Genomic DNA, 25,682 nt, shown 5'->3' with positions numbered 1-25,682 from the left:
TCTCTTATGGGCAAAAAAAAACAGCCGAAATTTAAATTAGGCGATACAGTCGTAATAACAATGTATGGGACAGTCGGGAATATAACCGATGTAAAATTTCTCGATGGTGCTTATGTGTATGAAGTGAACTATAGTGAAGGTCTTTATATCGAAAAAACATTGCAATCGATAAATGAATATGAAGGTGAAATCCTTTATCAAAAAGAGCAAATCGATATTGAATATAAATATTTATTAGGTGACTTGGTCCAGGTGGATGGATATGAACAGGATTATTTCAAGATTATCGGCTATCGAACAGAAATTTGGCGCTATAAGGAAAATGCCTGGGAGGATGTAATCTATGAGTTATCAAGAATCTCGGATGGTGAATGGCTTGAAGCGCATGAAGAAGAACTGACATTGATAGCCGATGCTAAACGTGCAGATGGAATCATTAAAAAGTTGGGTCTGCTCCTTCCTAAAAAGAAAAATGAGCTTGCTATCATTGCTAAACAAAACAACCCTGGTAAAGGTGAGCGAGATATGACAATGACAAAAAATGAAAAAAAGGAAATGATTGATGGACTGTTGGATTTATATAATGATTATTGTAAGCTCTACGAACATTTTGGCGATGATGAATATCGTCATATCATGAAGATTGCCCTCGCTAAAATTGAAAAAGCGGCAGAGGAAATTTATCCAGATCATAAAAAGAAGCAAACGAAGTGAAAGATATCCCAAACTTTTTAAAGGGCAATTTTTAAATGTCCTATAGAAGCATCCATTCAAATTGAACACGAATGGACCATGATAACTATAGGTACTTCATATGATTTTCCATTATGGGATGCCTTACTGGTATATTTGTCTCTACACATTCATAGACCTTTAAATAAGGGGGCGATGATTTGCGAGAAATTGAGGTTTTTATTGATACAGAAGAGATAGCGGAATTCTTTTTTCAAGAATTGATAAGACGGGGCTATCTTCCAACAGAAGCTGAAGTTGAAGATCTTGCTGACATCACATTCGAATATCTTCTTGAAAAATGCATAATTGATGAAGAAGTCGATGAGTAACCTGTCATTAGACGGTTAGCAGCTTCCTTTCCCTTAATTTTATTAACCATTAAAAAAAAGACGGCGGACTTCCGCCGTTTTGTTTGCGGTTTAGAGGGAGGGTGCCAAAAGGCTTTTCCTGATTTCCAGTTTTTCAAGTTCTAGGATAAGGTTCAATTTTCCTAACTTGTGGTGGATATGGTATAGTAGTTTTTGAATATCATTTCAACCACAAGTTAAGGAGGACATAGTCGTATGAGCGTACATATTGGTGCAAAAGAAAATGAAATTGCGGAAACGGTCTTACTTCCTGGGGACCCGTTGCGTGCAAAATATATTGCTGAAACATTTTTAGAGGATGCTAAACTTTATAATGAAGTTCGTAACATGTTTGGATATACAGGGACATATAAAGGGAAACGAATTTCTGTACAAGGTACAGGCATGGGTGTCCCATCCATTTCGATTTACGTGAATGAATTGATGAATAGCTATAATGTCCAGAAGCTGATTCGTGTGGGAACTGCAGGAGCGATTCAAAAAGATGTAAAAGTCAGGGATGTGATCCTTGCCATGAGTGCTTCCACCGATTCCCAAATGAACCGCATGACTTTCGGCGGGGTGGACTTTGCCCCAACCGCAGATTTCGAATTACTAAGAAAAGCTTATGACGCCGGCACGGCTAAGGGCTTGCAATTGAAGGTCGGTAATGTATTTACGGCCGATCAGTTTTATAACGATAATAGTGAATTGGAAAAATGGGCAAAATACCAAATACTTGCGATAGAAATGGAATCAGCAGCCCTATACACGCTTGCTGCTAAATTTGGCCGCCAAGCTTTATCTGTATTAACTATTTCCGATCACATTTTAACCGGTGAGGAAACGTCGGCGGATGAGCGCCAGTCAACCTTTAACGAAATGGTTGAAGTGGCATTGGAAGCAGCTATCCAGGACTGATAATTGGATGTGAATGACAGGCGGGTGACCAGGAATAAGTGATGCTGTATAATGACAGTTTGGATACAGGCTCATTTATTCCTTGGTATCCGCATTTTTGTAATGTCAGGAGATGCCTGTTTCCCTTGGAGGTTTTCTCTATATTGAACGTTTTGTGAAGGGGTAAAAAAATACATATGAACATAAGTTGTTATTTTTGATAACTATTATTTTTCGATTTGCATGAAAGCTGATAAAATAGAAAGAAATCGTTTATATCGTCATGAAGAATGAAAGTGGTGAGGCTTCAGTGGAAGAAGAAAATCAAAAACAGCCAAAAGAGGCAGGGAAATTCATTAAAATAAAGAAGTTTACGTTCATTATGGGGATTTTCTTAGTCATATTTCTAACTGCAGGGATTACTACAATAGCCTTGACCTTTGGAGATGAAAAAGTAGAGTCATTAGCACCGGATAAGCATGCGGAATTTGAAAAGCTGTATACTACATACGATAAGATAAAAGATAACTATTATGAAGAGGTTGATGAAGAAAAGCTGGTTGACGGCGCAATTAATGGAATGATCAAATCATTGGATGATCCCTACTCTGCTTATATGGATAAAAAGGAAGCATCGAGTTTCCATGAGAGCATCTCTTCATCTTTTGAAGGAATCGGTGCTGAGATTCAGGAGCAGGATGGACAAATCATGGTCGTTTCACCGATAAAAGGGTCCCCAGCAGAAAAAGCAGGGGTAAAACCGAATGATATCATTTTAAGTGTGGACGGTAAAAGCGTTGAAGGGCTAAGCTCTTCTGAAGCTGTCCTGAAAATCAGGGGCGAGAAGGGTACGAAAGTGGATCTATCCATCTCAAGAGCTGGTGAGTCGGAACCGCTTGAGCTCACCATTAAACGGGATACAATTCCGATTGAAACGGTATATGCGGAAATGCTTGATGATGGAGTTGCCAAGATTCAAGTGACCAGTTTTTCCGAACATACAGTCCAAGAGCTGAAAACGGCGCTTGAAGAAATGTCCAAGAAGGATATGAAGGGTCTCGTATTGGATTTGCGGGGAAACCCGGGGGGACTGCTTGATCAAGCAATAGAAATGGCAAGCCTGTTCATACCTAATGGGGAAGTGGTCCTTCAAGTTGAGGATCGCAGCGGGGAAAAAATAGTCGAAAAATCGAAGAATGATGGAGAACTGAAAATCCCGGTAGTCGTGTTGATTGATGACGGAAGTGCCAGTGCTTCTGAAATCGTTGCAGCGGCTGTTAGTGAATCTGCGGACATCCCATTGATTGGGGTCAAGTCATTTGGGAAAGGGACAGTGCAGACTGCCGAAGACTTTAAAGATGGATCTAATTTCAAATATACGGCAGCTAAATGGTTGACTCCTGAAGGTAATTGGATTCATAAAAAAGGGATCAAGCCGGATATTACCGTGAAGCTTCCTGATTATGCCAGCCTTCCGTACATTTCGCCTGACAAGGAATTGAAAGCATCCGATTCTTCGAGTGAAGTGAAAGCTGCTGAAGAGATGCTGAAGGAAGCGGGTCATGATCCAGGTAAGATAGATGGATTCTTTGATGAAGCAACTTCGAATGCGGTCATAGCATTCCAAAAGGAACAAAAAATTAAAGAAACTGGCACGATTAAAGATGATACTACCGTGAAATTGATGCAGGTCATCCGTGAGAAAATCCTTAAGAACGACACACAAGTGAAAAAAGCGGTAGAAGTATTAAAGAAAGAAATCAAATAAATGATTTTGCCCGAAAAGCCGGCCAACGATTATCGTTAGCCGGCTTTTTTGTCGTTTAATGCATAGGATTCCAACATTAGGCGGAAAATAGGGGTAATTTTCCAATGAGGTGAGGTAATGAAAGAAAAGGTATTGTTCATATATCTATTGATCTTGATTCTGGCAGGCTGCACCTATGCCCCTTTACCCAAACAAAATGGAAATGCAGGTACGGAAAAAAAACTAACCAAAGAAGAGAACCAGGAAAGCGTGAAAACATTTCTGTTAATCGGTGTTGATACAAGGGGAGAGCAAAAATCTCGATCAGATGCGATTATCCTTGCAAAATACTTTCCTGAGCAGGGGAAACTGAAGCTGGCTTCCATTATGCGTGATAGTTATGTGAAAATCCCCGGGAATAAATCAGGATACAACAAAATAAATGCAGCTTATTATTATGGTGGAAGGGAACTGCTCAAGAAAACCATACAGGAAAATTTCGGTGTGAAGGTCGATCATGTAGCGGTAATTGACTTCCAGGGTTTTGTGAAGATGGTCGATTTACTTGCACCTGAGGGGGTAGCGGTGAATGTGGATCAGGAAATCATTGATGATATGAGCATTCAAGCAAGCGTCGGTAAAAATGTTTTACATGGTGAGGAAATATTGAAATATGTCCGTTTTAGACATGACGATGAAAGTGATTTTGGAAGGGTAGAGCGTCAACAAGAAGTAATGGTTCAATTAAAAACAGCGTTTATAAATCAGATCTCATCCTTCGAAGGGATGGCAGCCCTTCCTAGTATCATCGAACAAGGACTCTCGTACTTGGATACAGATATTGGACTGAAAACAATAATGGAGATGGGTCCAAAAGTTGTCATCCATACACCGGACACTGTCGAAACCTTAAGGGTTCCAGTGGAAGGAAGCTTTAAAGATGAAATATATCCCCAGTCCGGAGCTGTTTTGGAAATGGACTACACTAAAAATAAGAAGGAACTTCAGGAATTCTTTTCAAAATAATAAGAATTTCCAATTCTCTTTTGTTATCGAAAACATCCTTATATTAAGCGAATATGTTCGAATTCACTTAAATTATTGTAATATAGACCTCGCAAGAATAATCATAATCGATCATCTTTAAAAAACGAGAGGGATACGAAATCCTTCTCGTTTTTTATCACCATTAAAGGAGCCTGATCAATTAACAAAATGAGGAATGTTTTTGATGAAATCAGGTGTTATGATGCCGTTTTCGGTAATGATGCTTGTAATTAGATGATTCGGAGTAACGTCAAAGGCTGGATTGAAAGTCTTCACGTTTTCCGGAGCGATCCTTACACCTTGAATGAAGGTGATTTCCGCTTCATTCCGTTCTTCAATCGGTATGGATGTGCCGGATTCGATAGATAGGTCGAATGTGCTTGATGGTGCAGCCACATAAAAGGGGATACCAAAGTGCTTGGCTAATATGGCCAATCCCAATGTCCCAATTTTATTGGCTGTATCTCCATTAGCCGCAATCCTGTCGGCCCCGACGATAATTCCATTTATTCGTTTCTGGTGAATCGTATGGGCAGCCATATTATCAGAAATTAAGGTGACATCAACCCCCGCTTGCATCAATTCCCAAGCAGTCAAACGCGCCCCTTGTAGGACAGGCCTGGTTTCACATGCGTACACTTTTAGCGGAAAGTCCCTTTCTTTAGCCAGGTGGAAGGGAGCCAAGGCTGTGCCATACCGAGCTGTGGCAATTCCCCCAGCGTTGCAATGCGTTAGAATGGAATCTCCTCTAGTGAATAAGGATAAACCATGTTCCCCGATTTTCCTGCACATTTCTTCATCTTCAGCAAAGATTGCTTTAGCCTCCGATACAAGTGCTTCCTTGGCAGTTGAAATGCTTTGCGCAGCTTGCAAGGTGTTTTCCATCCTCCTTAAAGCCCAAAAAAGGTTGACTGCAGTTGGCCGTGAAGAGGCGAGTTTTTCAATATGCCTCGTTACATTTTTCTTGAACTCCTCTAATTCAGCGGTTGTTTCCTGTTTGGCACCAAGTGCAACACCAAATGCTGCCGTCAGTCCAATTGCAGGGGCACCGCGAACTTTTAAAGTCAAAATGCTGTCATATACATCATCAACAGAATGAAGTTCGATAAATTCAGTTATGGAAGGAAGGGCTTGTTGATTTAATAATGTAATATGGGTATCATCCCATTGTACCGAATATGGTAAGGGTGCTAGTGTAGTCATGTGCAGGTCTCCTTTTAAATGGTTGAATAAGATGGCAGTGTACGTTGCTTCAATGCTTCAATGACAGCTGGAACATCTAATTCTTCCCGTTTTTTAATTAAAAAAGCACCAATTTCCAATGTTGCCGTTTTGGCAGCGATCCTTGTTTCTTTATCATCAATGACGTTTAAATCGGCAACATGGGAAAGGCCAATGGTTCGCCGAATCAGTTCACAGCCGGCAAAACCGAATGCATCTTTTTTGAATTTTGTCAGTAAATAAGGCAGATACCCTTTCACATGACGGAATGGGCTTTTATTTTGGTCTTCCCATAATTCGGTATAAGTTTCTTCAAAGGCATTCCAAAATTCATGAAGGTGTGAGAAAATCTCTTCCTTTCCAGCGCCATTTCGTGTAATTGCTTGAAAGAGAAGGTTGGCGGTGTATTGACCAAGGTCAAAACCAACTGGCCCATAAAAAGCGAATTCCGGATCAATAACCTTTGTTTCAGTTTCACTTGCAAATATACTTCCAGTATGTAAATCTCCATGAAGCAAGGCTTCCTGCTCGGTTTCAAAGCTTTGTTTCAGCTTAGCGACCTCAAGTATCACATCTTGGTCATTCCATATATTTTTGGCGGCATCAGTCAATTCCACCTCGAAATCTCCCGGGAGTTCCTCAAAAAATGGATCTGTGAAAATAAAGACCTCAGTGATTTTGCAGAGTTCCGGATTGGTGAAATGCCGGGCCACTTCCTTTTTCGCGGATGGTTCTAAATGATAATCGGATGTATAAAATGCCGTCTTCGCAACATATTCACCAATATGCTGTGAAAGCAAAGGATATGAATCGCCATCGATCAATCCTGTTCTTACGATTTTCAAGTGTGATAAATCCTCCATGACTGTGATGGCAAGCTGCTCATCCGAATAATAGACTTGCGGTACGAATTCGGGGCAATAGCTTCTGAAATGAATCAGTGCATTCGCTTCAATGGAAGCCCTTTTCAATGTCAGCGGCCAGCTTTCACCAAGTACCTTGGCATAAGGGACCGCTTGTTTGATTATTATTCCTTTGTTTGTGACTGTGTCTGTAATATGAAAAACATAATTTAAGTTTCCATCGCCGATTTCTTTACACTTTAAACTTGCATCCGCATTGACCAACCCAAGTTTTTTTGCAAGGGTTATAGCTGTTTCGTTTGTCAATCTCTTAAAATTTGAATGGTTTTGAGTCATTCTTTTTCCCTCCAGATTCAAAATAAGAATAAAAAAGCCTCTTTCAAATAGAAAGAGGCAGAAGTTTTGGCTTCGGACCTCTTATCTTCCAGAAAATGAATTCTGGTGGAATTAGCACCGTGCTCTGTGGATTTTATAATCCGGCGGTGAATCCGCCCCATTTCACAATGGTATTACAGTCGGTTGCTGGGCTTCATAGGGCCTTTATCCCTCAGCCTGCTCTTGATAAGAGTAAATGTTTTCTGAAATTTTAATCTTCGGGAAAATAATATCAACATTTTAAATAGTTTGTCAATGGGTAAATTAATAAAAATCAGGGCGGCGATGTTCGAATACGGGTATTTTGTTACGGGCTTCCGTAACTTTATTGAAGTCCAAGATGCCTGTCAAGAGTTCGTTTCCTTCTCCGGCTTCACTTATGATATTCCCCCATGGATCAAAAATTAAGGAATGACCCGCAAATATATTATTGACATCCGAACCTGAACGATTTACGGCTACAACATAGGCTTGGTTCTCGATGGCACGGCTAATCAATAAGGCTCTCCAGTGATCGAGTCTCGGCTTTGGCCATTCAGCCGTAACGAATAGAACTTCCGCGCCTTGTACGGTATGGACTCGCTGCCAATCAGGGAAAAGGATGTCATAACAAACGAATCCAGCACATATTTTTTCATCAAGAGTAAATAAACCATCTTTTTCTCCTGGCTGCAGGAAATGATGTTCATCCTTTAACTGAAATAAGTGAAGCTTATCATATTCTTTAATGAGATTTCCATGTTAATCTATGATGATCATGGTGTTATAGATCCCTTTGCTTGTCTTTTTCGCAATGGACCCGCCTATTGTGTTAATCTGGTGTTTCTTTGCCAGTCTTTTAAAAAATTCATTCGTCTTTTCTGCCTCTTGATCAGCAATCTCATTTAACCTGGTCAAGTCGTATCCGGTTGTCCAAAGCTCTGGTAATATGACGATATCGGGTTCTGACCGTGCAGCTTTTTCCATCCATTGTTCTGCAACCTGAAAATTGAAATCAGGTTGCCCGAAGGCTATATCCATTTGAATACAAGCTATTTTCCACTTCATCGCTTAAAACGACCATATGTAAAAAATGCTTTACAAGACTATGATAAACATATATCATTTGTGACTAGAATTTCAAGAAATTTCAGAGAAGGTGTATAAATGGTGCAATTTGAAAAATCCAGACAGCTTCAGGACCTGCCCAAGCAGTTTTTTGCTTCACTAGTCGCAAAAGTCAATGCGATCACGGCGCAAGGACATGATGTCATTAATTTAGGCCAGGGAAACCCTGATCAGCCGACGCCAGAACATATCGTGAAAAGTTTGCAGTCTGCCGCTGAAAAAACGATTAATCATAAATATTCGCCATTCCGGGGACATCAATATTTAAAAGATGCTGCTGCCGTCTTTTATGAACGTGAATACGGTGTCAAGCTGGATCCGAATAGTGAAGTAGCGATTCTCTTCGGGGGAAAGGCAGGTCTTGTCGAACTGCCGCAGTGTTTATTGAATCCAGGCGATACGATCCTTGTTCCAGATCCCGGCTATCCGGATTATCTTTCCGGTGTTGTTTTAGCCCAGGCAAAGACAGAACTGATGCCCTTGACAGAAGAAAATGATTTTCTTCCGAAATACAACGACATACATAAAGAAGTTCTTGATAAAGCCAAAATGATGTTCTTGAACTATCCCAATAATCCCACAGGTGCTTCTGCAACTGAAAGTTTCTTTGATGAAACCGTCTCCTTTGCAAAAGAGCATTCAATTTGCGTGGTCCACGATTTCGCCTATGGCGCGTTAGGATTCGACGGAAAAAAACCGATAAGCTTTCTCCAGGCAGAGGGAGCGAAGGATGTAGGAATAGAAATATACACACTATCGAAAACATACAATATGGCAGGATGGAGAGTCGGCTTCGCAGTGGGAAATAAGAGTGTAATAGAAGCTCTTGAACTATTACAAGACCATCTTTATGTGAGTCTCTTCCCGGCGATACAAGAAGCTGCGGCAAGCGCTTTGCTTGACTCGCAGAGCTGTGTAGAGCAGTTAGTGCAGATGTACGAGGGGCGAAGGAATGTTTTTATTGAGGGATTGAGGGCAATCGGCTGGGATGTCAAAGCTCCTGCGGCATCGTTTTTTGCCTGGCTCAAAGTACCTAAAGGTTTTACGTCTGAGAGTTTTGCAGACTATTTATTAACGCATGCCCACGTAGCCGTTGCCGCAGGGAATGGATTCGGAGAATTTGGCGAAGGTTACGTCAGGGTAGGGCTACTGACTACGGAAGAACGGCTGAAAGAAGCCGTGGAACGGATACGTAAATTAAATTTATTTTAACGATGCAATGGGATATCCGATTTATTCACCTTTAAATCGTTAAAACTTATTGACAAAGTAGGGATTACCTGTCAGAATACAAAATAAATTCTTAATCTTTCGATACTTGAATGCAATTTATATATCAGCGTTTTCTTATTTTGAGCAGGTGGAGGGACTAGCCCTATGAAGCCCAGCAACCGACCGTAATTCCATTGTAAAATGGGGCGGAATTCTTCGCCGGATTTTCTTGAAATCCACAAGGCACGGTGCTAATTCTTGCAGCCAATGGCTGGGAGATAAGAAGATGGCTTTTTAAAGCCTCTTCTTTATGAAGAGGCTTTTGCCATTTTGAGACCATTTTCAGGTCAATGACATCGAGAGTTTACTAACGTGATATAGGAGTGATCAGATGAGCGAGATAGTCGCTACTTATTTAATTCATGATTTCAATGGAAATCATGAGAAAAAAGCAGAGAGCATTGCCTTAGGTTTGACTGTCGGGACATGGACGGACCTTCCCAATTTGGTCCAGAAACAACTGGAAAAACATAAGGGACGCGTCGTATCGGTGACACCACTTTCTGAAGAAGAGAGGGCAAACAGCTACTTTAATCGTAAAGTATACCGTTCGCTTATTAAAATTGCCTATCCGGCAGGGAATTTCTCCAATGATTTCCCTGCAATCCTCACGACGGTCTTCGGCAAACTTTCATTGGATGGAGAAATAAAACTTATCGATTTGGATTTTGTCGGTGACATTCAAAAAGCCTTTCCCGGGCCGCAATTTGGCATTGGAGGCATAAGGGAAAAGGTTGGCGTATTTAACCGGCCCCTGGTGATGAGCATCTTTAAAGGTGTATTAGGAAGGGACCTAACATTCCATAATGAGCAACTGAGGCAACAAGCATTAGGAGGTGTCGACCTAGTTAAAGATGATGAGATCCTCTTCGACCAGGAACTGACTCCATTTTTCGATAGAATAAAAACGGGAAAAAGAATATTGAATGAAGTCTATGAAACCACTGGCCACCGAACTTTATATGCTGTCAATCTATCAGGGAAAACATTTGAATTATTGGATAAGGCAGAGCAAGCGGCTGAAGCAGGGGCAGATGCTTTATTGTTCAACGTTCATACATATGGTTTGGATGTATTGCAGGCCTTGAGTGAACATGATCGTATCAAGCTGCCGATCATGGCGCACCCCGCATATAGCGGGGCATTGGCATCCTCATCATTTTATGGGATCGGCTATCCATTATTACTTGGTAAATTAGTAAGGTTATCAGGTGCGGATTTATCCTTGTTCCCATCCCCATATGGAAATGTCGCATTGGAAAAAAAGGAGACATTGGCAATTGCTGAAGCTCTGACAAAAGATGAACTTTCCTGGAAAAAAGCCTTCCCTGTCCCTTCTGCAGGCATTCATCCGGGCATGGTTCCGGACCTAATCAAGGATTTTGGACTCGATAGTGTGATTAATGCCGGAGGTGGAATTCACGGACACCCTGACGGAGCAGAGGGCGGGGCCAAGGCTTTCCGTTCTGCTGTGGAAGCCGTTCTAGCAGGAAAGGATCTATCTGAAGCAGCGGCTGAGGAAGAAACACTAAAAAAAGCTCTTGTATTATGGGGAGGCCTATAAGAAATAATGAAACCGATCATCTTTTGTGATTTTGACGGAACGATCACCAACACAGATAATATCATTTCCATCATGAAAGAGTTTGCGCCTCCGGAATGGGAAGCGTTGAAAGACGGTGTCCTTCAGCAAAAAATCAGTATATCTTCAGGAGTTGGGGATATGTTTTCCCTGCTTGATAGTGGCTTGAAGGATGACATCATCCAATATGTAAGAAAGACGGCTGGCATTCGTCCAGGGTTTTATGAATTCGTTGAGTATACGAAACAAGCCAATATCCCTTTATATATTGTAAGCGGGGGCATGGATTTTTTCATTGCACCTTTTCTAAATGATATCTTGCCAACAGAGTCCGTTTATTGTAACCATGCATTTTTTGATAAGGAAAAGATTTATATTGAGTGGCCAAATGCCTGTGATGATCAATGTAATAATGCTTGCGGTTGCTGCAAGCCATCCATTATGAGGGAAATTGCGGGTGCGGAAGATTTTAAACTCGTTATTGGAGATTCAGTCACGGACTTTGAAGCGGCAAAACAGGCCGATTTTGTCATAGCCCGTGACATATTGCTTGAAAAATGCGATAGGGAAGGAATTCCACATCAAGGATTTGAAACATTTTTTGATGTAATTGACATTTTAAAGCAGCAGGAGGTAGTTAAAGCGTGAACACTCATTCTAAAGAATGGCGGGAGTTGGCAGATATTAAAGCTGAATTGGCTGAAAGGGATTGGTTTATGGGAACTAGCGGGAACTTGTCCATCCGCGAGCCCAAAAGCCCCTTCTTTTATATTACGGCAAGCGGTAAGGATAAAAGAAAGCAATCGGATTCGGATTTTTTACTGGTGGACTTAAAAGGAAAACCAGTTGAAGAGACGAACCTAAGACCATCGGCCGAAACTTTACTTCATACAGTCATTTACCGGAAAACCAATGCGAACTGTGTACTCCATGTCCATACAGTGGAAAATAATGTGATATCAGAATTGTACGGAGATGAAGGCCAAGTTTCCTTTCGTAATCATGAAATCATTAAAGCGACCGGTCGGTGGGAAGAGGATTCGGAGTTTCGGATTCCAATCATATATAATCACGCTGATATTCCGCTGTTATCCGATAAGTTCAAGCCACATGTCGAAGAAGACTCTGGCGCCGTGCTGATCCGCAATCATGGTATTACGGTTTGGGGAAAAAGCGGACTCGAAGCTAAAAGAATACTTGAAGCTTGCGAATTTTTATTTCAATATCAACTGTTGCTTAATCAACATAAGGCGTTTGCAGGTTCTTTAAGATAAACACTCATAGAGGAGGAATGAATGATGGCGACGATCAGATTCCATGAAACAAACGAGGTTATTGAAAACGGTGGACAGGTAAAAGGATTTTTAGAAACACAAGGGGTTATTTATGAGCAATGGGACATTTCTAAATTACCGGCCCATCTTGTGGAAAAATACGATCTAACAGATGCTGACAAGGAGGAAATCCTTGTAACATTCCAAACGGAGATAGCGGAAATCTCCGAAAGAAGAGGCTATAAAGCGCATGATATCATCACATTATCCGATGCTAATCCGAACTTGGATCAAATGCTTGAAAACTTTAAGCAGGAACACCACCATGAAGATGATGAAGTGCGTTTCATAGCAGGCGGAACGAGTATCTTTGCCATTGAAGGCAATGATAAACAGTGGTTTGATGTACGTCTTAATCCAGGAGATCTTATTAGTGTACCAGAATCAACAAGACATTATTTCACGCTGGCAGAAGATCGGAAAACTGTTGCTGTCCGTATCTTCGTTACAGCGGCTGGGTGGGTTCCGATTTACGAAAAAGACGAAGTTCAAGCATGAATCATTATTGAAAAACCAGCTTACGAGCTGGGTTCAATTTGTCGACAAAAGGGAAATCGAAATGGTCTCATCCCGAACCATGATTTTAAAAAACAAGACCAGATTATCCTTAATGGTTTTTTACTGTAATCCTTATTGAATTGAAGAAATTTGCGACACTCCTGCCGAATAACTGGCTAGCCGAGACCCCACAGACGCTTGCGTCGAGGAGGCTTGGCAGACAGTCGGCGGAAAGGGAGCGGATTTCTGAAATCGACTGGAACGTTTTTAAATAAAAAACTGCAGTCGAACTCGCTTTTCTTCGAATTTGTCTATGTCTGAAACCAGCTTACGAGCTGGTTTTTTATGTGGATCCGGCAAGTGCTTTAGTAAGATAAGTATGATAAAATTTAACGGAATCGAATTTAACCGGATCATAGGAGCAGATAAGAATGAAAACAACCGAAGTGTACATATTGGGCGGCTTTCTCGGCAGCGGGAAAACGACGCTTCTTCGAAATATTTTAAAACAGGAAAGTGAAGCGGGTAGAAAAGTGGCCGTGCTTTTAAATGAGCTCGGCAGTGTATCGGTTGACAGCGGACTCATTGGTGATGGAGTGCCTCTGAAGGAGTTGTTTGACGGGTGCATCTGCTGCACAATTCAAGATAAACTGGAGGTTCAGCTTCATGAACTGCTAACCGAAAATGAACTGGATGCAGTTTATATTGAAACGACGGGCGCAGCTCATCCAGTTGAAGTATTGGATGGCATCATGTCGCCGCTTTTCGCCAAAAGGCTGGAGTATAAAGGGATTATCACGGTTGTCGATTTATTAAGGTGGCGCGATCGGGAGCAACTGTCTCCGCAGCTTAGACAGTTGCTTGCCGAGCAAATCCACCATGCCGATTTCATATTATTGAATAAAGCGGATTTAGTAAGTGAGATGGAGGCCGCACAGCTGATATATACGATACAGGCGCTGAATACGGATGCTGTATGTTTATTGACGGAGTTTGCAGCCGTTTCCTTGATATCATTGCAGCAGATGCAAAGAAAACGGCATAATGGACATCAAAAGCTTGATGTACATGACCATTTGCATTTAACTGCAGTCGTTCATACATTTGAAGGTGCCGTGGCACAAACCGACTTTGAAGAGTGGCTTAGGGCCCTACCGGAAACAGTCTATCGAATGAAAGGATATATTTCCTTTACACATTCACAATACCCACATTTATTCCAATACTCCTATGGAATGCCGATGTATATGAATGAAATGATGAAAATGCCATTGAATATCGTTGTGATCGGGGAAAAGTTGGATAAGGAAATGTTGATCGGTCAGTTGAAAGCTTTGGAAGCGAAAGCAGCACGATAAACGTTTACCGCCCATTAAAGAAGGGAAACATAATAAGAAGACTTTCTTATCAAGGAGGCGGTATTAGTGCCTTGGAATAAGAGCGATTACCCAATTTCGATGAAGAATCTAGATAAAGGTGTCAGGGAAAAGGCTATAGAGATCGCGAATGCATTATTGGATGAAGGATATGAGGATGGAAAAGCCATTCCAATTGCCATAGACCGGGCTAAGATGTCGGTGGGAAAAGAGTGAAAAAATGGTCAGACCCATTTATGGGTCTGACCATTTTTATTGTTGCATTCCAAAGGCGGCAAATGTCTTTTCGTCTTCTATTAATCCGCAAGCGGCACATTGCACCCGAACTTCAGGACCATTATATGCTAGATGGAATGGCTGAAGGGAATCGTTCGAATATTGTTCGACAATCTCACCGGATTGCGGATCCTTTTTAATGGGGGTTGCTACTTGCTGAATGAGATTGAAGCGAGATTTATTTGTCCGGCAATTCGGACAGCGGTATACTTGAGACATTATACTCACTCCTTTTTTGAATTTTGAAAAACATAATCGTATTATTAAGATAGTCTTTACAAACTTGATCATTAATATGTATAAATTAGTAATGGATGGAAGGGATATTATGAAAGAAAATGTTAGGCAAGAAGAATTACTGGTGGCTTATTTAAGTATATGGAACAATCGTAAGGTGACCGATGGAGGTGGAAGGGAAGTGTTATCGGAGCTCATCCGCCGTGAGCTTTTGGATGAAAATGCCCATCCCCGTGCCCGAAAACCGGTATTGGAGAAATTTTACCTCTGTATTAAACGCGTGATGGAATCTTCGCTATCGGAAGAAATGAAAAATGCGATCGTCGTGGCCTATATCACTGAATTGGAAAGATTATGATTTCCGGTTGTGATACGGATGCTTGTTAGCAAATATTCTTTTCTGCTTCATACTTTTTTCACAAATCATTGTTAAAATTTTTAAAAAATAGATATTTAATGAATAAGGAGCTTAAAATATGAAGTGGGGCATTGGGCTTTTTCTTGCCATCTTACTGCTTACTGGGTGTAATAGCGGTAACGCATTTACTAAAATCAATAAAAGTGAACCTTTCCTGGCGACTGTCAATATCAAGGATACCTCTCTGACTTTTATAGATGAAAACTATCATCCGTTTGCAAAATGGGATATTTCAGAACCATTTACAGGAGCTCTGCTCCTGGCAGACAAAGATACTATCCTGCTTTATGGAAAAGAGATGGAGAAAGTCCTAGTGTACTCTTTATCAGCAGGAAAACTGTTAAACAGTTGGGAAATTGGGAAAGGGATTGTCAATATGCAGTTGTTACGTGATGGAAAAAGCATCGTGGCAGTGAACCAATCGAATCACTCCATTCATTTTTTAAATGCTGATGGGGAGGAACAAGATATTGTCAAGGTAGGTAAAAGCCCCTTGACCGTCCTTCAAGGAGAGCGAGCCAATCGTTTGTATGTTATTAATTTTGGTGATACCAAATGTTCAGTGATAAATCTTGAAACGAAAAAGGTCGATTTCGAGTTTCCCGTACATAGTTCGAGCACAGGTTCATTATTAAGGGAAGAAAAGGATGAAATATGGATCGGAGGACACGGGGATGGGGACCAAGTCGAAGAAGATCTATATATTTATTCGGCAAAAACGGGAGAGTTGAAGAAAAAGCTGAAGGCCCCCACCATGCCGATAAAGTTCCTGGAGAATGCTGAAGGCATATTTGTCCTTAGTCACGGTACAAGCTCCTTATATAAATTGAATGATCAATATGAGGAAGTGAAAAGCAAAGTGGTCGGCGTCAACCCCTTTGAAATGGCGAACTTTAACGAAGATGTGGTCGTGGCGGGATATGATAGTGATGAAGTGTATGTAATGGATGCTGAAACAGTCGAAGTTAAAAAAACGATTAAAGTCGGCGAAGGTCCGTTCCAATTGATGTTGAGGGAGTAGATGACATGCATGTTTACACCATTTTAGTCGTGGATGATGAAGAAGATATGCGAAATCTAGTTGAAATGTATTTGCTGAACTCAGGTTATCGATGCCTTCAAGCTGCGAATGGAAAAGAAGCTATTAGTATGGTTGAATCAGAGGAAGTGGATTTAATCCTATTGGATATCATGATGCCAGGTATGGACGGTTTCTCCGTTTGTGAAAAAATTCGTGAAAATTGGGAGATTCCTGTGATATTTGTCAGTGCGAAAGGTGAAGAGTGGGATAAGGTGAAAGGGCTGAAGCTTGGCGGCGACGATTATATCGTCAAGCCGTTCAATCCAGGAGAATTGGTCGCAAGGGTCGAAGCGGTATTGCGAAGGACAGGGAAATTATCATTGAATGAAGAGAATCAAAACCATGTCCGATTCGGTAAAATTAGCTTGAACTTACAATCCAGAACGGTTCTGGTGGAAGGGAAGCCAATCAATTTAACCTTGAAAGAATTCGAATTGCTTTTATTCCTCATGCGTCATAAAAGCCAGGCACTCAGCCGTGAACAACTGCTTGAAAATGTATGGAATGGGGAGTATGGTGGATCTTTACGTACCGTGGATACCCATATCAAAACGTTACGAATGAAATTAAGAGCGGCCGATTACATTCAAACCGTCTGGGGAATCGGTTATAAGATAGAGGAAAAGAAATGATCAATAAATGGCGAACCCTCTCTTTTAAATTATGGGTAACCATCATCACCGCCATCATCCTATCCGTGCTGTTCGCTTACTCCCTTTCTCAATATTATTATAAAAATCTTTATGTGGAGAAGCTTAAAACAGATTTAGTCAATGAAGCGTCATTGCTAGGGGCGGATTATTCCGGCGGTGAAATCAGTGAAGACTTCAAGGAAAAAGTTGAATGGTTTAACAGTAAGAATGACAGCGAGGTCTTTGTCGTCAATAACCCCAGGGAATTGAGTGCCTGTCTGCCTTTTGAAATCAATTATGACACCCTTATTTCTGAAGAAGAACGGCAAATGCTTTTAGATGGGAAAGCCGTTGAAAAAGAGGGATATGAGAAAAGGTTTGAAAAGAACATCGTAGCGGCGATCATACCCCTGATTGACGAAGATCGCCTCGAAGGTATCATCTATACATATATTCCTGTAGATTCCATTACGGTCTTACTTAAGGAATTTGCCGCAAAATGGATGGCGGCGGTACTATTATTCATGATTGTCGCGATTTTGTTTACTACGAAATGGTTGAAAAAGTTAGTCAGTCCGATTAAGGAAATCGAGACTGCAGCCCATCGTGTCTCAGAGGGGAATTATGATATACAGGTTGAGGTAAGGAGTCATGATGAAATAGGTAAACTGGCAATAGCCTTTAATGATATGGCCAATTCCATCCATTTGGAAGAAGAAAGAAAAAAAGAATTTCTAGAAAATGTTGCACATGAGCTCAGAACCCCGCTTAGTTATGTAAAGGGCTACACGCAGGCCATATTGGATGGTGTCGTGAAAAATGATGAAGAGCAACGGAAATACCTTCAACTCATTTCAAGGGAGGCCCTTAGGCTGCAGCGGCTTGTGGGAGATTTGATGGACTTATCAAAAATGGATAGTGATCCATTCTTGTTAAATAATATCCCGATTGCGTATGCGCAATTTATTGAAGATGTACTTGTGAAATATGAACCGATAATAAAAGAGAAGCAATTGGGCTTGCAGATAGATCTGGATCCAGACCCGATTATATTTGGGGATGAAGGACGGATGGAACAGATCCTACATAACATTTTTGATAATGCCATTCAGTACACGGATACAGGAGGGTCGATCCATATTACCCTAATTCAGCATAAAGATGATTGTGAACTGCTGGTTACTGACACGGGTAACGGAATTCCGGAAGCGGATCTGCCATATATCATGAATCGTTTTTACCGAGTGAACAAAGCACGCAGCCGTTTTGATGGCGGGTCAGGGCTAGGACTGTCCATTGTCAAAAAATTGGTGGAATTACAAAAAGGTAAAATCGAAATAGAAAGCAAGGAAAAAAAGGGAACAAAAGTCAGGGTCATCCTACCGTTAATAAAAGAAGAATGGAATTCATAAAAAGGGGATACGTTCAAAAATGAAAAAAATCTTGTTATTTTGCATGGCGTTAATTTTTTTGGCTGGATGCGGCAAGGAAGAGGAAATTCCGAAAATGTTGAATGTCGATTTAGCTGTCGATCCTACTCAAGGTAAAGTGAATGAGCCTGTGAAATTTCAGGCAAAAGTGACCTATGGGGAAGAAGAAGTGACAGATGCGGATGATGTCAGTTTTGAAATTTGGCTTGCGAATAGCGATGACCATGACAAGATCGCCGTAAAACATAAAGGGAACGGCATTTATGAATTGGAAAAGACTTTTGATGAAGAAGGAACCTATTATGTATATGCCCATGTAACGGCAAGGGATTTGCACAATATGCCAAAGAAAGAATTCGTCATAGGCAAACCAAGCACTCCTGAACAAAATGGTGGAAAGACGGAAATGGACGAGAAGAATGATGAAGAAATGAAATGATGTTGCTTATCAAAACCAAAACAATCCGGGAGTGAATCCGGATTGTTTTTTATTTGGAAAAATGTTCAAGACGATAGGTGTGGAATAATCAGGAAAAATGACGAAATGACGAAGTTAAATCGAAAAATTTGTAACATAAAAGTAAAGAAAGTCATAATAAGTTGGTTAAAAACGATATGTCAATTAAAAATTATTAGTATTCCATGGAAATAGTTCTATGTAACTACCATTGACAAGGAATATCTGGGAAAATATAAGTATTTATACTACTGGCAGAAACATAGATAGGTAAAGCATTTTTGCTCGCTTTCTCTGAAACTTGGATTTTTCATTCGCATCCTGTGAATTTGTTGGAAATTGATGGTGCCTTTATTACGAAAAATGCATGTTATGATAATTCCAGAAGCAAAGCACAACAAAAAATGAACATCACAGGAGGAAATACGAATGAAAAAGAAAATGATTATGTCAGCAGCAGCGGCTGCAGCTATTATATTCACAGGAGTAGGAGCTAACCAAGCTGAAGCAGCCAACTGTGATACAGTGAAACAAGTAACTTATAAATCTACGAATAAAGAGGATATGCAAAAAGTCCTTAACCAATATCTAGCTAAATACAATATCACTTTACCTGCAGCGCAGGCACAACAAAAACCAGTTCAAAAACCGGTTCAAAAACCAGTTCAGCAACCAGTTCAGCAAGAAACTGGAACAACTAATCAAGCAAAGCCTGCTGCAAAACCTGCAGCTAAGCCTGCTGCACCAGAAGTAACACCTGATAAATCAACTGAAAAACCAGAGACAAGCTCTGAATTAAGTGCTTTTGAACAACAAGTTGTTAAATTAACTAATGCAGAACGACAAAAACAAGGTTTGGCAGCTCTTAAAATCGACACTGAGTTGAGCAAAGTTGCACGTATCAAGTCTCAAGACATGAAAGATAAAAACTACTTTGACCACAATAGCCCAACTTACGGTTCACCGTTCGATATGATGAAACAATTCGGAATCAGCTATAAAACAGCTGGCGAAAACATCGCACAAGGTCAACAAACACCTGAAGAAGTTGTACAAGCTTGGATGGATAGCCCAGGACACCGTGAAAACATCATGAATTCTAGCTTTACTCATATTGGAGTAGGTTACGTAGAATCTGGTAACTACTGGACTCAACAATTCATCGGAAAATAATAGATTAATAGAAAAGTGCATCCCATTAACATGGGTGCGCTTTTTTTTTTTGCGAGAATGAATCAGATTATTCCATTACATGGAATAAAATCAATTGTGACATTGATTGGTTCTTTATAATGTACCCAAATCTAAAAAAATTAGACCAAGAAATAACTGGAACCGCACCTTATCATCAGTGAGGTCCCAGTAAAGCAACTTAAATCTCTGATACATCGATTTCTGAATACTGTGCATTGAAACTTTTCTGAAGACGTATTTCCAATGTTGATTCTTTATATTGGGCTGATGCCCCTTTTTTCTTAACAAGTGCGGGGAGTGTTATGACATGCCGATCTGACTCTTCAGGTATCCCCTCGATGATGGATTGGTTAGAAGTATGGTAAAGTTTCATTTTCTTTAGCCAAGATTCATCTTCTATGGGAATTCTTACAAAGACAAATAAGTGGGTTTCAAATACTTCGGCATGTAAAGGATGTTCAGATCTGGCATTTTCTTTTTGAAAGCCGCCATCATTTTGGTTCATCATACCCTGCATATTGTCAGGGATGACTTGTGAAAATACTTTTTCAATGAATGATTGTACATCACTTTGCTGCATATTTTTCATGAAGTCCTTTTGGTTCGGGTTATTCTTAAAAGAAAAAAGTGAATTCCAGGGAAACATTTTGAATTCCTCTCTCCTGCTTATGGTCTGACAGGTTTATTTGTTATATTTTATGCAGCTATAGCCCATAGGTTCTTTTCTATAATTACTAAATTATAGAAATTGGAATAAACTTATGTATAATTAAGTAAAATCCATTAGATAAAGAGGGAACGCCTGTGGATAAAAAAGTAGCTTTTATTACTGGTGGAGCAACGGGAATCGGCAAAAGGATGGCGTTTTCACTCGCTGATAATGGAATGTCCATTATCATTACTTATCGAAAAAGTAAAAAGGCAGCTTTTGCATTAGTGGATGAATTACAGGAAAAGTACCATGTTAAGGCACTTGCGATTCAAGGTGACTCGTCAAGTGAGAAAGATTGCCGGAATATTTTGCAAAAGATTTCGGAGGCATTTGGCCATGTTGATATCTTCATTCATAATGCTGGGCCATATATGCATGATCGTAAACCCATGACTGAATATGGAAGTGATGAATGGAAGTACATTATGGACGGAAATTTAAATGGTTTTTTCTATTTTGCGAAGGAACTTATTCCACAAATGCGCAGTAGAAACTGGGGTAGAGTCATTACATTAGGGTTTGAACGGTGTGAAACTGCACCAGGTTGGATCTATCGTTCGGCTTTTGCCGCTGCAAAGAGCGGATTGACCTCTTTGACAAGAACTTTAGCTGCCGAAGAAGCTACACATGGCATCACCGTGAATATGGTCTGTCCTGGTGATATCGTAGGTGATTGGAAAGAGGAGGAAATTAGGGTCGCGAGGGCAGAAAAGGATGATACGGTTCCAGTCGGCAGACCAGGTACCGGGGAAGATATAGCGAGGGTCATCACGTTCCTTTGTGATGAAAAATCAGATTTCATTACCGGCAGCATCATACCTGTAACAGGCGGTAAGGATGTTCTTGGGAAAATATATAAAGCCTAGTGGTTTAGGGTTTGAATTCAGAATGAAAAAGGGTGAGGCCGGTGTAATCCAGCCCCACTCTTTTTTTACGCCATTTTTTTATATTTTACTTGCTGTATGAACCGTAAGCGAGCCGCCAAGCCTATAGCTCCGAGAGCTAAACCGGAAATTAAGCCGATCCAATACCCAAAGGCTCCCATATCCGTATACTTTGCAAAGTAGTAGCCAATTGGAAGCCCGAGAATCCAGTAGGAGACCAGTGACATCGCAAATGTGACATTTACATCTTTATATCCACGCAAAATACCCTGAATAGGTGCCTGCAGGGCATCCGAAATCTGAAAGAAGATGGCATATATTAAAAAATGTGATGTCAGCATCATTACCTCATGATCTTTAGTGTATAAAGAGGCCACAGGTTCACGGAAGAGGAATAGGATGGTAGACAAAACGAGAGACATCGTCAATGCCATCGAAATGCCAATCCAGCTATACTCTTTGGCATCTTTATAACGGGCTGCCCCAATTTCAAATCCAATGACAATCGTCAATGCCATGGATATACTTAGCGGTATCATATAGAGCAGTGACGCAAAATTCATGGCAATCTGATGCGATGCAATTGTCACGGTATCATACTTACTCATCAAAAGGGTTACAGCCGAGAAAATGCTTGTTTCAAAAAAGATAGCCAGTCCGATGGGTACCCCAATTATTAATAAGGCCCTCCATTCTTTCCAGGAAACCCGGAAAAATTCATTGAAAACCTTATATGTTGAAAATGGATTGATTTTTACAACAACAAGGATAGCAACCAGGGCAATTAACCAATAAGTAAAGGCAGTGGCGTAACCGGAACCGACACCGCCAAGTTCGGGGAATCCAAACTTTCCGTATATTAACAGGTAATTAAATAGGACGTTCACCGGGAGTGCACACAAGGTGATGATCATGGATATCCTGGTCTGCCCCAGAGCATCAATGAAGGCCCTCAGCGCATTATAAACGAATAACGGAATGATACCGAGTGAAAGGGCGATCAAATAATCATGGGCCACCATGTGGACATTATCTTCAAGGTCCATGGCATTCAATACGGGGTTCAAAGAAAACGCCCCAATGATTAAAATGAACATGGCTAAAGCTACAGCTAAATAAATGGCCTGCATCACGGAATAGGAAACGGATTTAGACTGCCTGGAACCTACCAGCTGTGAAACCACTGGCGTTAAGGCAATCAATATCCCGCTCAGCCCCGTGTACACGGGTGTCCATAGCGAACTGCCGATCGAGACGCCAGCAACGTCCTGAGTGCTGTACTGTCCAGACATCATCACATCAAAAAAAGTCATGGCATACATGCTGATTTGGGTGATCAGGATAGGTATCAATATATAAAATAGCAGGCGGATCTTTTGTGTTTTAGTATAAGTCTGATTCATCAAAGTACCTCAATATCAATATTTGGAATTTTCAACACAATGAAAGAATTATATCACATAAGCATGTGATGTTTTAAGAGTTTTTATTTGAAGCTAAAAAAGACTTGCCGTTTTAGGGCAAGTCTTTTTGTCAGTCGCGCATGGATTCAAAATCATTCATGGCTTCCATATTTGATTCTTTTTGAAGAATGAAAGCTTGTGAAGGGATGGCAATTTGTACATCTTCCTGTTCCAATATCTCCATTATTTTAAAATTCACATCTTCCTTGATTGATAAATATCCTCCAAAGTCCGTCGCTTTCGTGAAGAAATAAAGATAAAGGTTGAAACCGGAATGACTGAATTCATCAAATTTAACCAAAATCGTTTCCGGATGTACCTCTGGATGATCAATAAGCATTTTTTCAATATCTTTAATGACATTTTCCAACTTTTCTTTTGGTGTCGTGACATTCACACCCAAATGGAAGGCAATCTGTCTTTTGCCCATCTTGGACCAGTTGATGATCGGTTCATTCGAAAGGGTCGCATTTGGGACAGTGACTAATGCTTGGGCAAAAGTCCGAACTTTGGTGCTTCGGAATGTGATGTCTTCAATGGTTCCTTCCACACTTGGTGTTTTGACCCAATCTCCTATGGTAAAAGGTTTTTCAGTAACGATGACGATACCCCCAAAGAAATTGCTGACGGTATCTTTAGCCGCAAGGGCGAAAGCCAATCCACCCAAACCAAGTCCTGCGACAAATCCATCGACATTAAATCCCCATTCTTCCGCAATGATGGAGGCACCAAAAGCAATGATGATTAGTTTAATGATTTTCGTAAAGAACGGCATGACGATTTGATCGACTTCAAGCCCGAATTTACTTACTAATTTCGGAAATAAAATAGTTAAGATCGAACTGATATTGAAAATCGTCCAAATTATTAAGAATACAAAAAATGATCTGTATATTTTTGATCTTAATTCAAGCGAAGGTGAGTCAATCGGAAAATAGTGCAGTGAAATGATAACACCAATCAAAACGATAAGCCATCTTACCGGCTGTTCTATAGCGAGCACTAAGTTAGCGGCAAATTCGACTTTACGTTTTTCTGCAATTCGAAGAAAGAATTTGAATATATATGTAGTGAATACTTTCCGAAGCAAAAGGAAGATTAGAAAAATTCCTATGGAAATTCCTAATTTGGTCCAGGCTTCGATTCCATCAAATTGATGGAGAGAATCAGAAACTTCTTGCAATGTATTACTCCTCCAATGTATCTTGTAGTATTGTAGAATACTAAGATTATAATATATTCATGCTGAAAAAGGAAAAATAATCGATGATTACATTCATCATTGGGATTTTACGGTTCACTGAATACTTTTTCAAGTTATTAATGGCAAGGATATATGGTAATATGGATGCAAAGTGATTTTTTAAGTTTGGAAGGTGGAAATATTGACTAAGAAAATAGTATTTACCGGAGGCGGTTCTGCCGGTCATGTATCTGTTAATGCAGCAATCATCCCGGAATTTTTAAAGCATGATTGGGATGTTACTTATATTGGTTCAAAAAAAGGCATTGAAAAAAATATCATCGAAACAGAATTTCCCGAGGTCCGATATGAAACGATTTCCGTTGGGAAATTCCGACGTTATCTATCTGTTGAAAATATGAAAGACCCTTTCCGTGTCATAAAAGGGATTTTTGATGCACGAAAAATATTAAAAAAGACCAAGCCGGATTTCATTTTTTCTAAAGGTGGATTCGTTTCGGTTCCAGTCGTTTTGGCAGGCAGGATGCTCAGAATACCGATTGCGATACATGAATCGGATTATACGCCTGGTCTGGCTAATAAGATTGCCATGCCACTTGCATCGAAAATTTTCACTACCTTCCAGGAAACGGAAAAAGATCTTCCGAAAGAGAAGGCCATGTATCTTGGCGCTGTATTGCGCGACGGGATTTTCAGGGGAAACGCTTCTGCTGGAAAAGCATTTTGTGGATTCACGAATAACAAACCGGTGTTACTCGTTATGGGCGGAAGCCTTGGGGCCGTTAAAATCAATAATTTAATTACAGATAACCTTGATGCCTTATTAAAGGATTATCAGATTATTCACATTTGCGGTAAGGGAAATGTGAAATCGGAATTGAAACAAAGAGGATATGCTCCTTTTGAATTCGTACACGAAGAATTATTCGATCTTTTGGCGGCTGCTGATGTCGTTGTGTCAAGGGCAGGTTCAAATTCAATCTTTGAATTCCTTGGTTTGCAAAAGCCGATGTTGCTTATCCCTCTAAGTGCCAATGCATCCCGTGGAGATCAAATCCTGAATGCGTCAAGCTTTGAAAAACAGGGTTTTTGTAAAGTCATTCAAGAAGAAGAGCTAAATGACCGGATTTTTAATGCAACATTAGCGGATTTATTGAAACAATCGGATGAATATAAGGATAAAATGCGTCAAAAACGCCCATTCAAAACGGCAGCTGAAATGTATGAATTACTACTTAAAGTAATGGGTGCAAAAAAATAAGTATCATTCCCCTCTATGTAGCATATCTT

Annotated in this window: 25 protein-coding genes, 2 pseudogenes and 2 riboswitches; of the genes and pseudogenes, 20 read left to right on the top strand and 7 right to left on the bottom strand. The window is 40.4% G+C overall.

The window, feature by feature from the left end; all coding sequences use genetic code 11:
* Window positions 1–6 precede the first annotated feature (6 nt).
* The 5 genes from NYE63_RS17050 (at window position 7) to NYE63_RS17030 (ending at window position 4,755) form a co-directional block, all read left to right on the top strand.
* Entirely contained in the window at window positions 7–714 is a 708-nt protein-coding gene (locus NYE63_RS17050) for a hypothetical protein (protein ID WP_207440174.1), read from the top strand.
* Window positions 715–893: 179 nt separating this feature from the next.
* Window positions 894–1,064, top strand: coding sequence for a YozD family protein (locus NYE63_RS17045; RefSeq protein ID WP_064505166.1), 171 nt, complete (start codon window positions 894–896; stop codon window positions 1,062–1,064).
* A 234-nt stretch (window positions 1,065–1,298) separates the two neighbouring features.
* Window positions 1,299–2,003 (top strand): purine-nucleoside phosphorylase, encoded by a 705-nt coding sequence (gene deoD / locus NYE63_RS17040; protein WP_034307509.1) that lies wholly within the window; start codon window positions 1,299–1,301, stop codon window positions 2,001–2,003.
* A gap of 289 nt (window positions 2,004–2,292) precedes the next feature.
* Window positions 2,293–3,750 (top strand): S41 family peptidase, encoded by a 1,458-nt coding sequence (locus NYE63_RS17035; RefSeq protein WP_342602008.1) that lies wholly within the window; start codon window positions 2,293–2,295, stop codon window positions 3,748–3,750.
* A gap of 117 nt (window positions 3,751–3,867) precedes the next feature.
* Window positions 3,868–4,755 (top strand): LCP family protein, encoded by an 888-nt coding sequence (locus NYE63_RS17030; RefSeq protein WP_342602007.1) that lies wholly within the window; start codon window positions 3,868–3,870, stop codon window positions 4,753–4,755.
* Between the two features lie 177 nt (window positions 4,756–4,932).
* On the opposite strand, the gene mtnA is transcribed toward NYE63_RS17030, so the two are convergent.
* The 3 genes and pseudogenes from mtnA to NYE63_RS17015 form a co-directional block, all read right to left on the bottom strand.
* Window positions 4,933–5,979, bottom strand: coding sequence for an S-methyl-5-thioribose-1-phosphate isomerase (mtnA, locus tag NYE63_RS17025; protein WP_342602006.1), 1,047 nt, complete (start codon window positions 5,977–5,979; stop codon window positions 4,933–4,935).
* 14 nt (window positions 5,980–5,993) lie between these two features.
* Window positions 5,994–7,196 carry an S-methyl-5-thioribose kinase gene (gene mtnK, locus NYE63_RS17020; RefSeq protein ID WP_342602005.1) on the bottom strand — a complete coding sequence of 401 codons (1,203 nt, stop codon included), beginning with the start codon at window positions 7,194–7,196 and terminating at the stop codon, window positions 5,994–5,996.
* A gap of 78 nt (window positions 7,197–7,274) precedes the next feature.
* Window positions 7,275–7,428: riboswitch (SAM riboswitch) on the bottom strand.
* Between the two features lie 71 nt (window positions 7,429–7,499).
* Window positions 7,500–8,282, bottom strand: a pseudogene (locus NYE63_RS17015) (carbon-nitrogen family hydrolase).
* A gap of 99 nt (window positions 8,283–8,381) precedes the next feature.
* On the opposite strand from NYE63_RS17015, the gene NYE63_RS17010 reads away from it, so the two are divergent.
* The 7 genes and pseudogenes from NYE63_RS17010 to NYE63_RS16980 all read left to right on the top strand — a co-directional run.
* Entirely contained in the window at window positions 8,382–9,554 is a 1,173-nt protein-coding gene (locus NYE63_RS17010) for a pyridoxal phosphate-dependent aminotransferase (RefSeq protein WP_342602004.1), read from the top strand.
* A 132-nt stretch (window positions 9,555–9,686) separates the two neighbouring features.
* A riboswitch (SAM riboswitch) is annotated at window positions 9,687–9,839 on the top strand.
* A gap of 106 nt (window positions 9,840–9,945) precedes the next feature.
* On the top strand, window positions 9,946–11,178 hold the full coding sequence (gene mtnW, locus NYE63_RS17005) for a 2,3-diketo-5-methylthiopentyl-1-phosphate enolase (RefSeq protein WP_342602003.1): 1,233 nt from the start codon (window positions 9,946–9,948) through the stop codon (window positions 11,176–11,178).
* A gap of 6 nt (window positions 11,179–11,184) precedes the next feature.
* Entirely contained in the window at window positions 11,185–11,844 is a 660-nt protein-coding gene (locus tag NYE63_RS17000; protein WP_342602002.1) for a 2-hydroxy-3-keto-5-methylthiopentenyl-1-phosphate phosphatase, read from the top strand.
* Window positions 11,841–12,470 (top strand): methylthioribulose 1-phosphate dehydratase, encoded by a 630-nt coding sequence (locus tag NYE63_RS16995; RefSeq protein WP_342602001.1) that lies wholly within the window; start codon window positions 11,841–11,843, stop codon window positions 12,468–12,470. The genes NYE63_RS17000 and NYE63_RS16995 overlap by 4 nt, the downstream gene beginning before the upstream one ends.
* A gap of 24 nt (window positions 12,471–12,494) precedes the next feature.
* Window positions 12,495–13,028: a cupin domain-containing protein gene (locus NYE63_RS16990; protein ID WP_342602000.1), complete on the top strand. Its 534-nt coding sequence runs from the start codon at window positions 12,495–12,497 to the stop codon at window positions 13,026–13,028.
* A 431-nt stretch (window positions 13,029–13,459) separates the two neighbouring features.
* Window positions 13,460–14,386 carry a CobW family GTP-binding protein gene (locus NYE63_RS16985; RefSeq protein ID WP_342601999.1) on the top strand — a complete coding sequence of 309 codons (927 nt, stop codon included), beginning with the start codon at window positions 13,460–13,462 and terminating at the stop codon, window positions 14,384–14,386.
* Between the two features lie 66 nt (window positions 14,387–14,452).
* Window positions 14,453–14,599 (top strand): annotated as a pseudogene (locus NYE63_RS16980) (hypothetical protein); the annotation flags it as partial.
* A gap of 57 nt (window positions 14,600–14,656) precedes the next feature.
* On the opposite strand, the gene NYE63_RS16975 reads toward NYE63_RS16980, so the two are convergent.
* Window positions 14,657–14,899 carry a hypothetical protein gene (locus NYE63_RS16975; RefSeq protein ID WP_048688669.1) on the bottom strand — a complete coding sequence of 81 codons (243 nt, stop codon included), beginning with the start codon at window positions 14,897–14,899 and terminating at the stop codon, window positions 14,657–14,659.
* Window positions 14,900–15,008: 109 nt separating this feature from the next.
* On the opposite strand from NYE63_RS16975, the gene NYE63_RS16970 reads away from it, so the two are divergent.
* The 6 genes from NYE63_RS16970 to NYE63_RS16945 all read left to right on the top strand — a co-directional run bounded on the left by NYE63_RS16970 (window position 15,009) and on the right by NYE63_RS16945 (window position 20,108).
* Window positions 15,009–15,275, top strand: coding sequence for a hypothetical protein (locus NYE63_RS16970; RefSeq protein ID WP_342601998.1), 267 nt, complete (start codon window positions 15,009–15,011; stop codon window positions 15,273–15,275).
* Window positions 15,276–15,393: 118 nt separating this feature from the next.
* On the top strand, window positions 15,394–16,356 hold the full coding sequence (locus NYE63_RS16965) for a WD40 repeat domain-containing protein (protein WP_342601997.1): 963 nt from the start codon (window positions 15,394–15,396) through the stop codon (window positions 16,354–16,356).
* 5 nt (window positions 16,357–16,361) lie between these two features.
* A complete protein-coding gene (locus NYE63_RS16960; protein WP_342601996.1) occupies window positions 16,362–17,048 on the top strand; it encodes a response regulator transcription factor in 687 nt (228 codons plus the stop codon).
* Window positions 17,045–18,460 (top strand): HAMP domain-containing sensor histidine kinase, encoded by a 1,416-nt coding sequence (locus NYE63_RS16955; RefSeq protein ID WP_342601995.1) that lies wholly within the window; start codon window positions 17,045–17,047, stop codon window positions 18,458–18,460. Before NYE63_RS16960 ends, NYE63_RS16955 begins: the two co-directional genes overlap by 4 nt.
* A 19-nt stretch (window positions 18,461–18,479) precedes the next feature.
* The gene (locus NYE63_RS16950) at window positions 18,480–18,917 is read left to right on the top strand and encodes a FixH family protein (RefSeq protein WP_342601994.1); all 438 of its coding nucleotides are present in this window, start codon (window positions 18,480–18,482) and stop codon (window positions 18,915–18,917) included.
* A gap of 447 nt (window positions 18,918–19,364) precedes the next feature.
* Window positions 19,365–20,108 (top strand): CAP domain-containing protein, encoded by a 744-nt coding sequence (locus tag NYE63_RS16945; protein ID WP_342601993.1) that lies wholly within the window; start codon window positions 19,365–19,367, stop codon window positions 20,106–20,108.
* A gap of 199 nt (window positions 20,109–20,307) precedes the next feature.
* On the opposite strand, the gene NYE63_RS16940 is transcribed toward NYE63_RS16945, so the two are convergent.
* Window positions 20,308–20,718 carry an Hsp20/alpha crystallin family protein gene (locus NYE63_RS16940; protein WP_342601992.1) on the bottom strand — a complete coding sequence of 137 codons (411 nt, stop codon included), beginning with the start codon at window positions 20,716–20,718 and terminating at the stop codon, window positions 20,308–20,310.
* Window positions 20,719–20,933: 215 nt separating this feature from the next.
* Between NYE63_RS16940 and NYE63_RS16935 the strand changes: the two genes are divergently transcribed.
* A complete protein-coding gene (locus NYE63_RS16935) occupies window positions 20,934–21,707 on the top strand; it encodes an SDR family oxidoreductase (RefSeq protein WP_342601991.1) in 774 nt (257 codons plus the stop codon).
* Window positions 21,708–21,772: 65 nt separating this feature from the next.
* Here the strand turns inward: NYE63_RS16935 and NYE63_RS16930 are convergent, their stop codons facing one another.
* Both NYE63_RS16930 and NYE63_RS16925 read right to left on the bottom strand, forming a co-directional pair.
* The gene (locus NYE63_RS16930; RefSeq protein WP_342601990.1) at window positions 21,773–23,128 is read right to left on the bottom strand and encodes an MATE family efflux transporter; all 1,356 of its coding nucleotides are present in this window, start codon (window positions 23,126–23,128) and stop codon (window positions 21,773–21,775) included.
* Between the two features lie 130 nt (window positions 23,129–23,258).
* Window positions 23,259–24,371, bottom strand: a complete 1,113-nt coding sequence (locus tag NYE63_RS16925; RefSeq protein WP_342601989.1) for a mechanosensitive ion channel family protein — start codon at window positions 24,369–24,371, stop codon at window positions 23,259–23,261.
* 193 nt (window positions 24,372–24,564) lie between these two features.
* On the opposite strand from NYE63_RS16925, the gene NYE63_RS16920 reads away from it, so the two are divergent.
* Entirely contained in the window at window positions 24,565–25,653 is a 1,089-nt protein-coding gene (locus NYE63_RS16920; RefSeq protein ID WP_342601988.1) for an undecaprenyldiphospho-muramoylpentapeptide beta-N-acetylglucosaminyltransferase, read from the top strand.
* Window positions 25,654–25,682: the final 29 nt, after the last annotated feature.

Source organism: Peribacillus sp. FSL E2-0159 (assembly GCF_038643155.1).
GTDB classification, from domain to species: Bacteria; Bacillota; Bacilli; order Bacillales; family DSM-1321; genus Peribacillus; species Peribacillus simplex.
This window is presented reverse-complemented; position numbering and strand designations above follow the sequence as displayed.

What these genes read in the sequence shown, in the direction of transcription:
- NYE63_RS16970 (WP_342601998.1), top strand. Translation starts at nt 15,009, where the DNA reads ATGAAAGAAAATGTTAGGCAAGAAGAATTACTGGTGGCTTATTTAAGT.
- mtnA (WP_342602006.1), bottom strand. Translation starts at nt 5,979, where the DNA reads ATGACTACACTAGCACCCTTACCATATTCGGTACAATGGGATGATACC.
- NYE63_RS16985 (WP_342601999.1), top strand. Translation starts at nt 13,460, where the DNA reads ATGAAAACAACCGAAGTGTACATATTGGGCGGCTTTCTCGGCAGCGGG.
- NYE63_RS16960 (WP_342601996.1), top strand. Translation starts at nt 16,362, where the DNA reads ATGCATGTTTACACCATTTTAGTCGTGGATGATGAAGAAGATATGCGA.
- NYE63_RS17050 (WP_207440174.1), top strand. Translation starts at nt 7, where the DNA reads ATGGGCAAAAAAAAACAGCCGAAATTTAAATTAGGCGATACAGTCGTA.
- NYE63_RS16945 (WP_342601993.1), top strand. Translation starts at nt 19,365, where the DNA reads ATGAAAAAGAAAATGATTATGTCAGCAGCAGCGGCTGCAGCTATTATA.
- NYE63_RS17010 (WP_342602004.1), top strand. Translation starts at nt 8,382, where the DNA reads ATGGTGCAATTTGAAAAATCCAGACAGCTTCAGGACCTGCCCAAGCAG.
- mtnW (WP_342602003.1), top strand. Translation starts at nt 9,946, where the DNA reads ATGAGCGAGATAGTCGCTACTTATTTAATTCATGATTTCAATGGAAAT.
- NYE63_RS16940 (WP_342601992.1), bottom strand. Translation starts at nt 20,718, where the DNA reads ATGAAAAATATGCAGCAAAGTGATGTACAATCATTCATTGAAAAAGTA.
- NYE63_RS17030 (WP_342602007.1), top strand. Translation starts at nt 3,868, where the DNA reads ATGAAAGAAAAGGTATTGTTCATATATCTATTGATCTTGATTCTGGCA.
- deoD (WP_034307509.1), top strand. Translation starts at nt 1,299, where the DNA reads ATGAGCGTACATATTGGTGCAAAAGAAAATGAAATTGCGGAAACGGTC.
- NYE63_RS16950 (WP_342601994.1), top strand. Translation starts at nt 18,480, where the DNA reads ATGAAAAAAATCTTGTTATTTTGCATGGCGTTAATTTTTTTGGCTGGA.
- NYE63_RS16990 (WP_342602000.1), top strand. Translation starts at nt 12,495, where the DNA reads ATGGCGACGATCAGATTCCATGAAACAAACGAGGTTATTGAAAACGGT.
- NYE63_RS16975 (WP_048688669.1), bottom strand. Translation starts at nt 14,899, where the DNA reads ATGTCTCAAGTATACCGCTGTCCGAATTGCCGGACAAATAAATCTCGC.
- NYE63_RS16955 (WP_342601995.1), top strand. Translation starts at nt 17,045, where the DNA reads ATGATCAATAAATGGCGAACCCTCTCTTTTAAATTATGGGTAACCATC.
- NYE63_RS17000 (WP_342602002.1), top strand. Translation starts at nt 11,185, where the DNA reads ATGAAACCGATCATCTTTTGTGATTTTGACGGAACGATCACCAACACA.
- mtnK (WP_342602005.1), bottom strand. Translation starts at nt 7,196, where the DNA reads ATGACTCAAAACCATTCAAATTTTAAGAGATTGACAAACGAAACAGCT.
- NYE63_RS16930 (WP_342601990.1), bottom strand. Translation starts at nt 23,128, where the DNA reads ATGAATCAGACTTATACTAAAACACAAAAGATCCGCCTGCTATTTTAT.
- NYE63_RS16965 (WP_342601997.1), top strand. Translation starts at nt 15,394, where the DNA reads ATGAAGTGGGGCATTGGGCTTTTTCTTGCCATCTTACTGCTTACTGGG.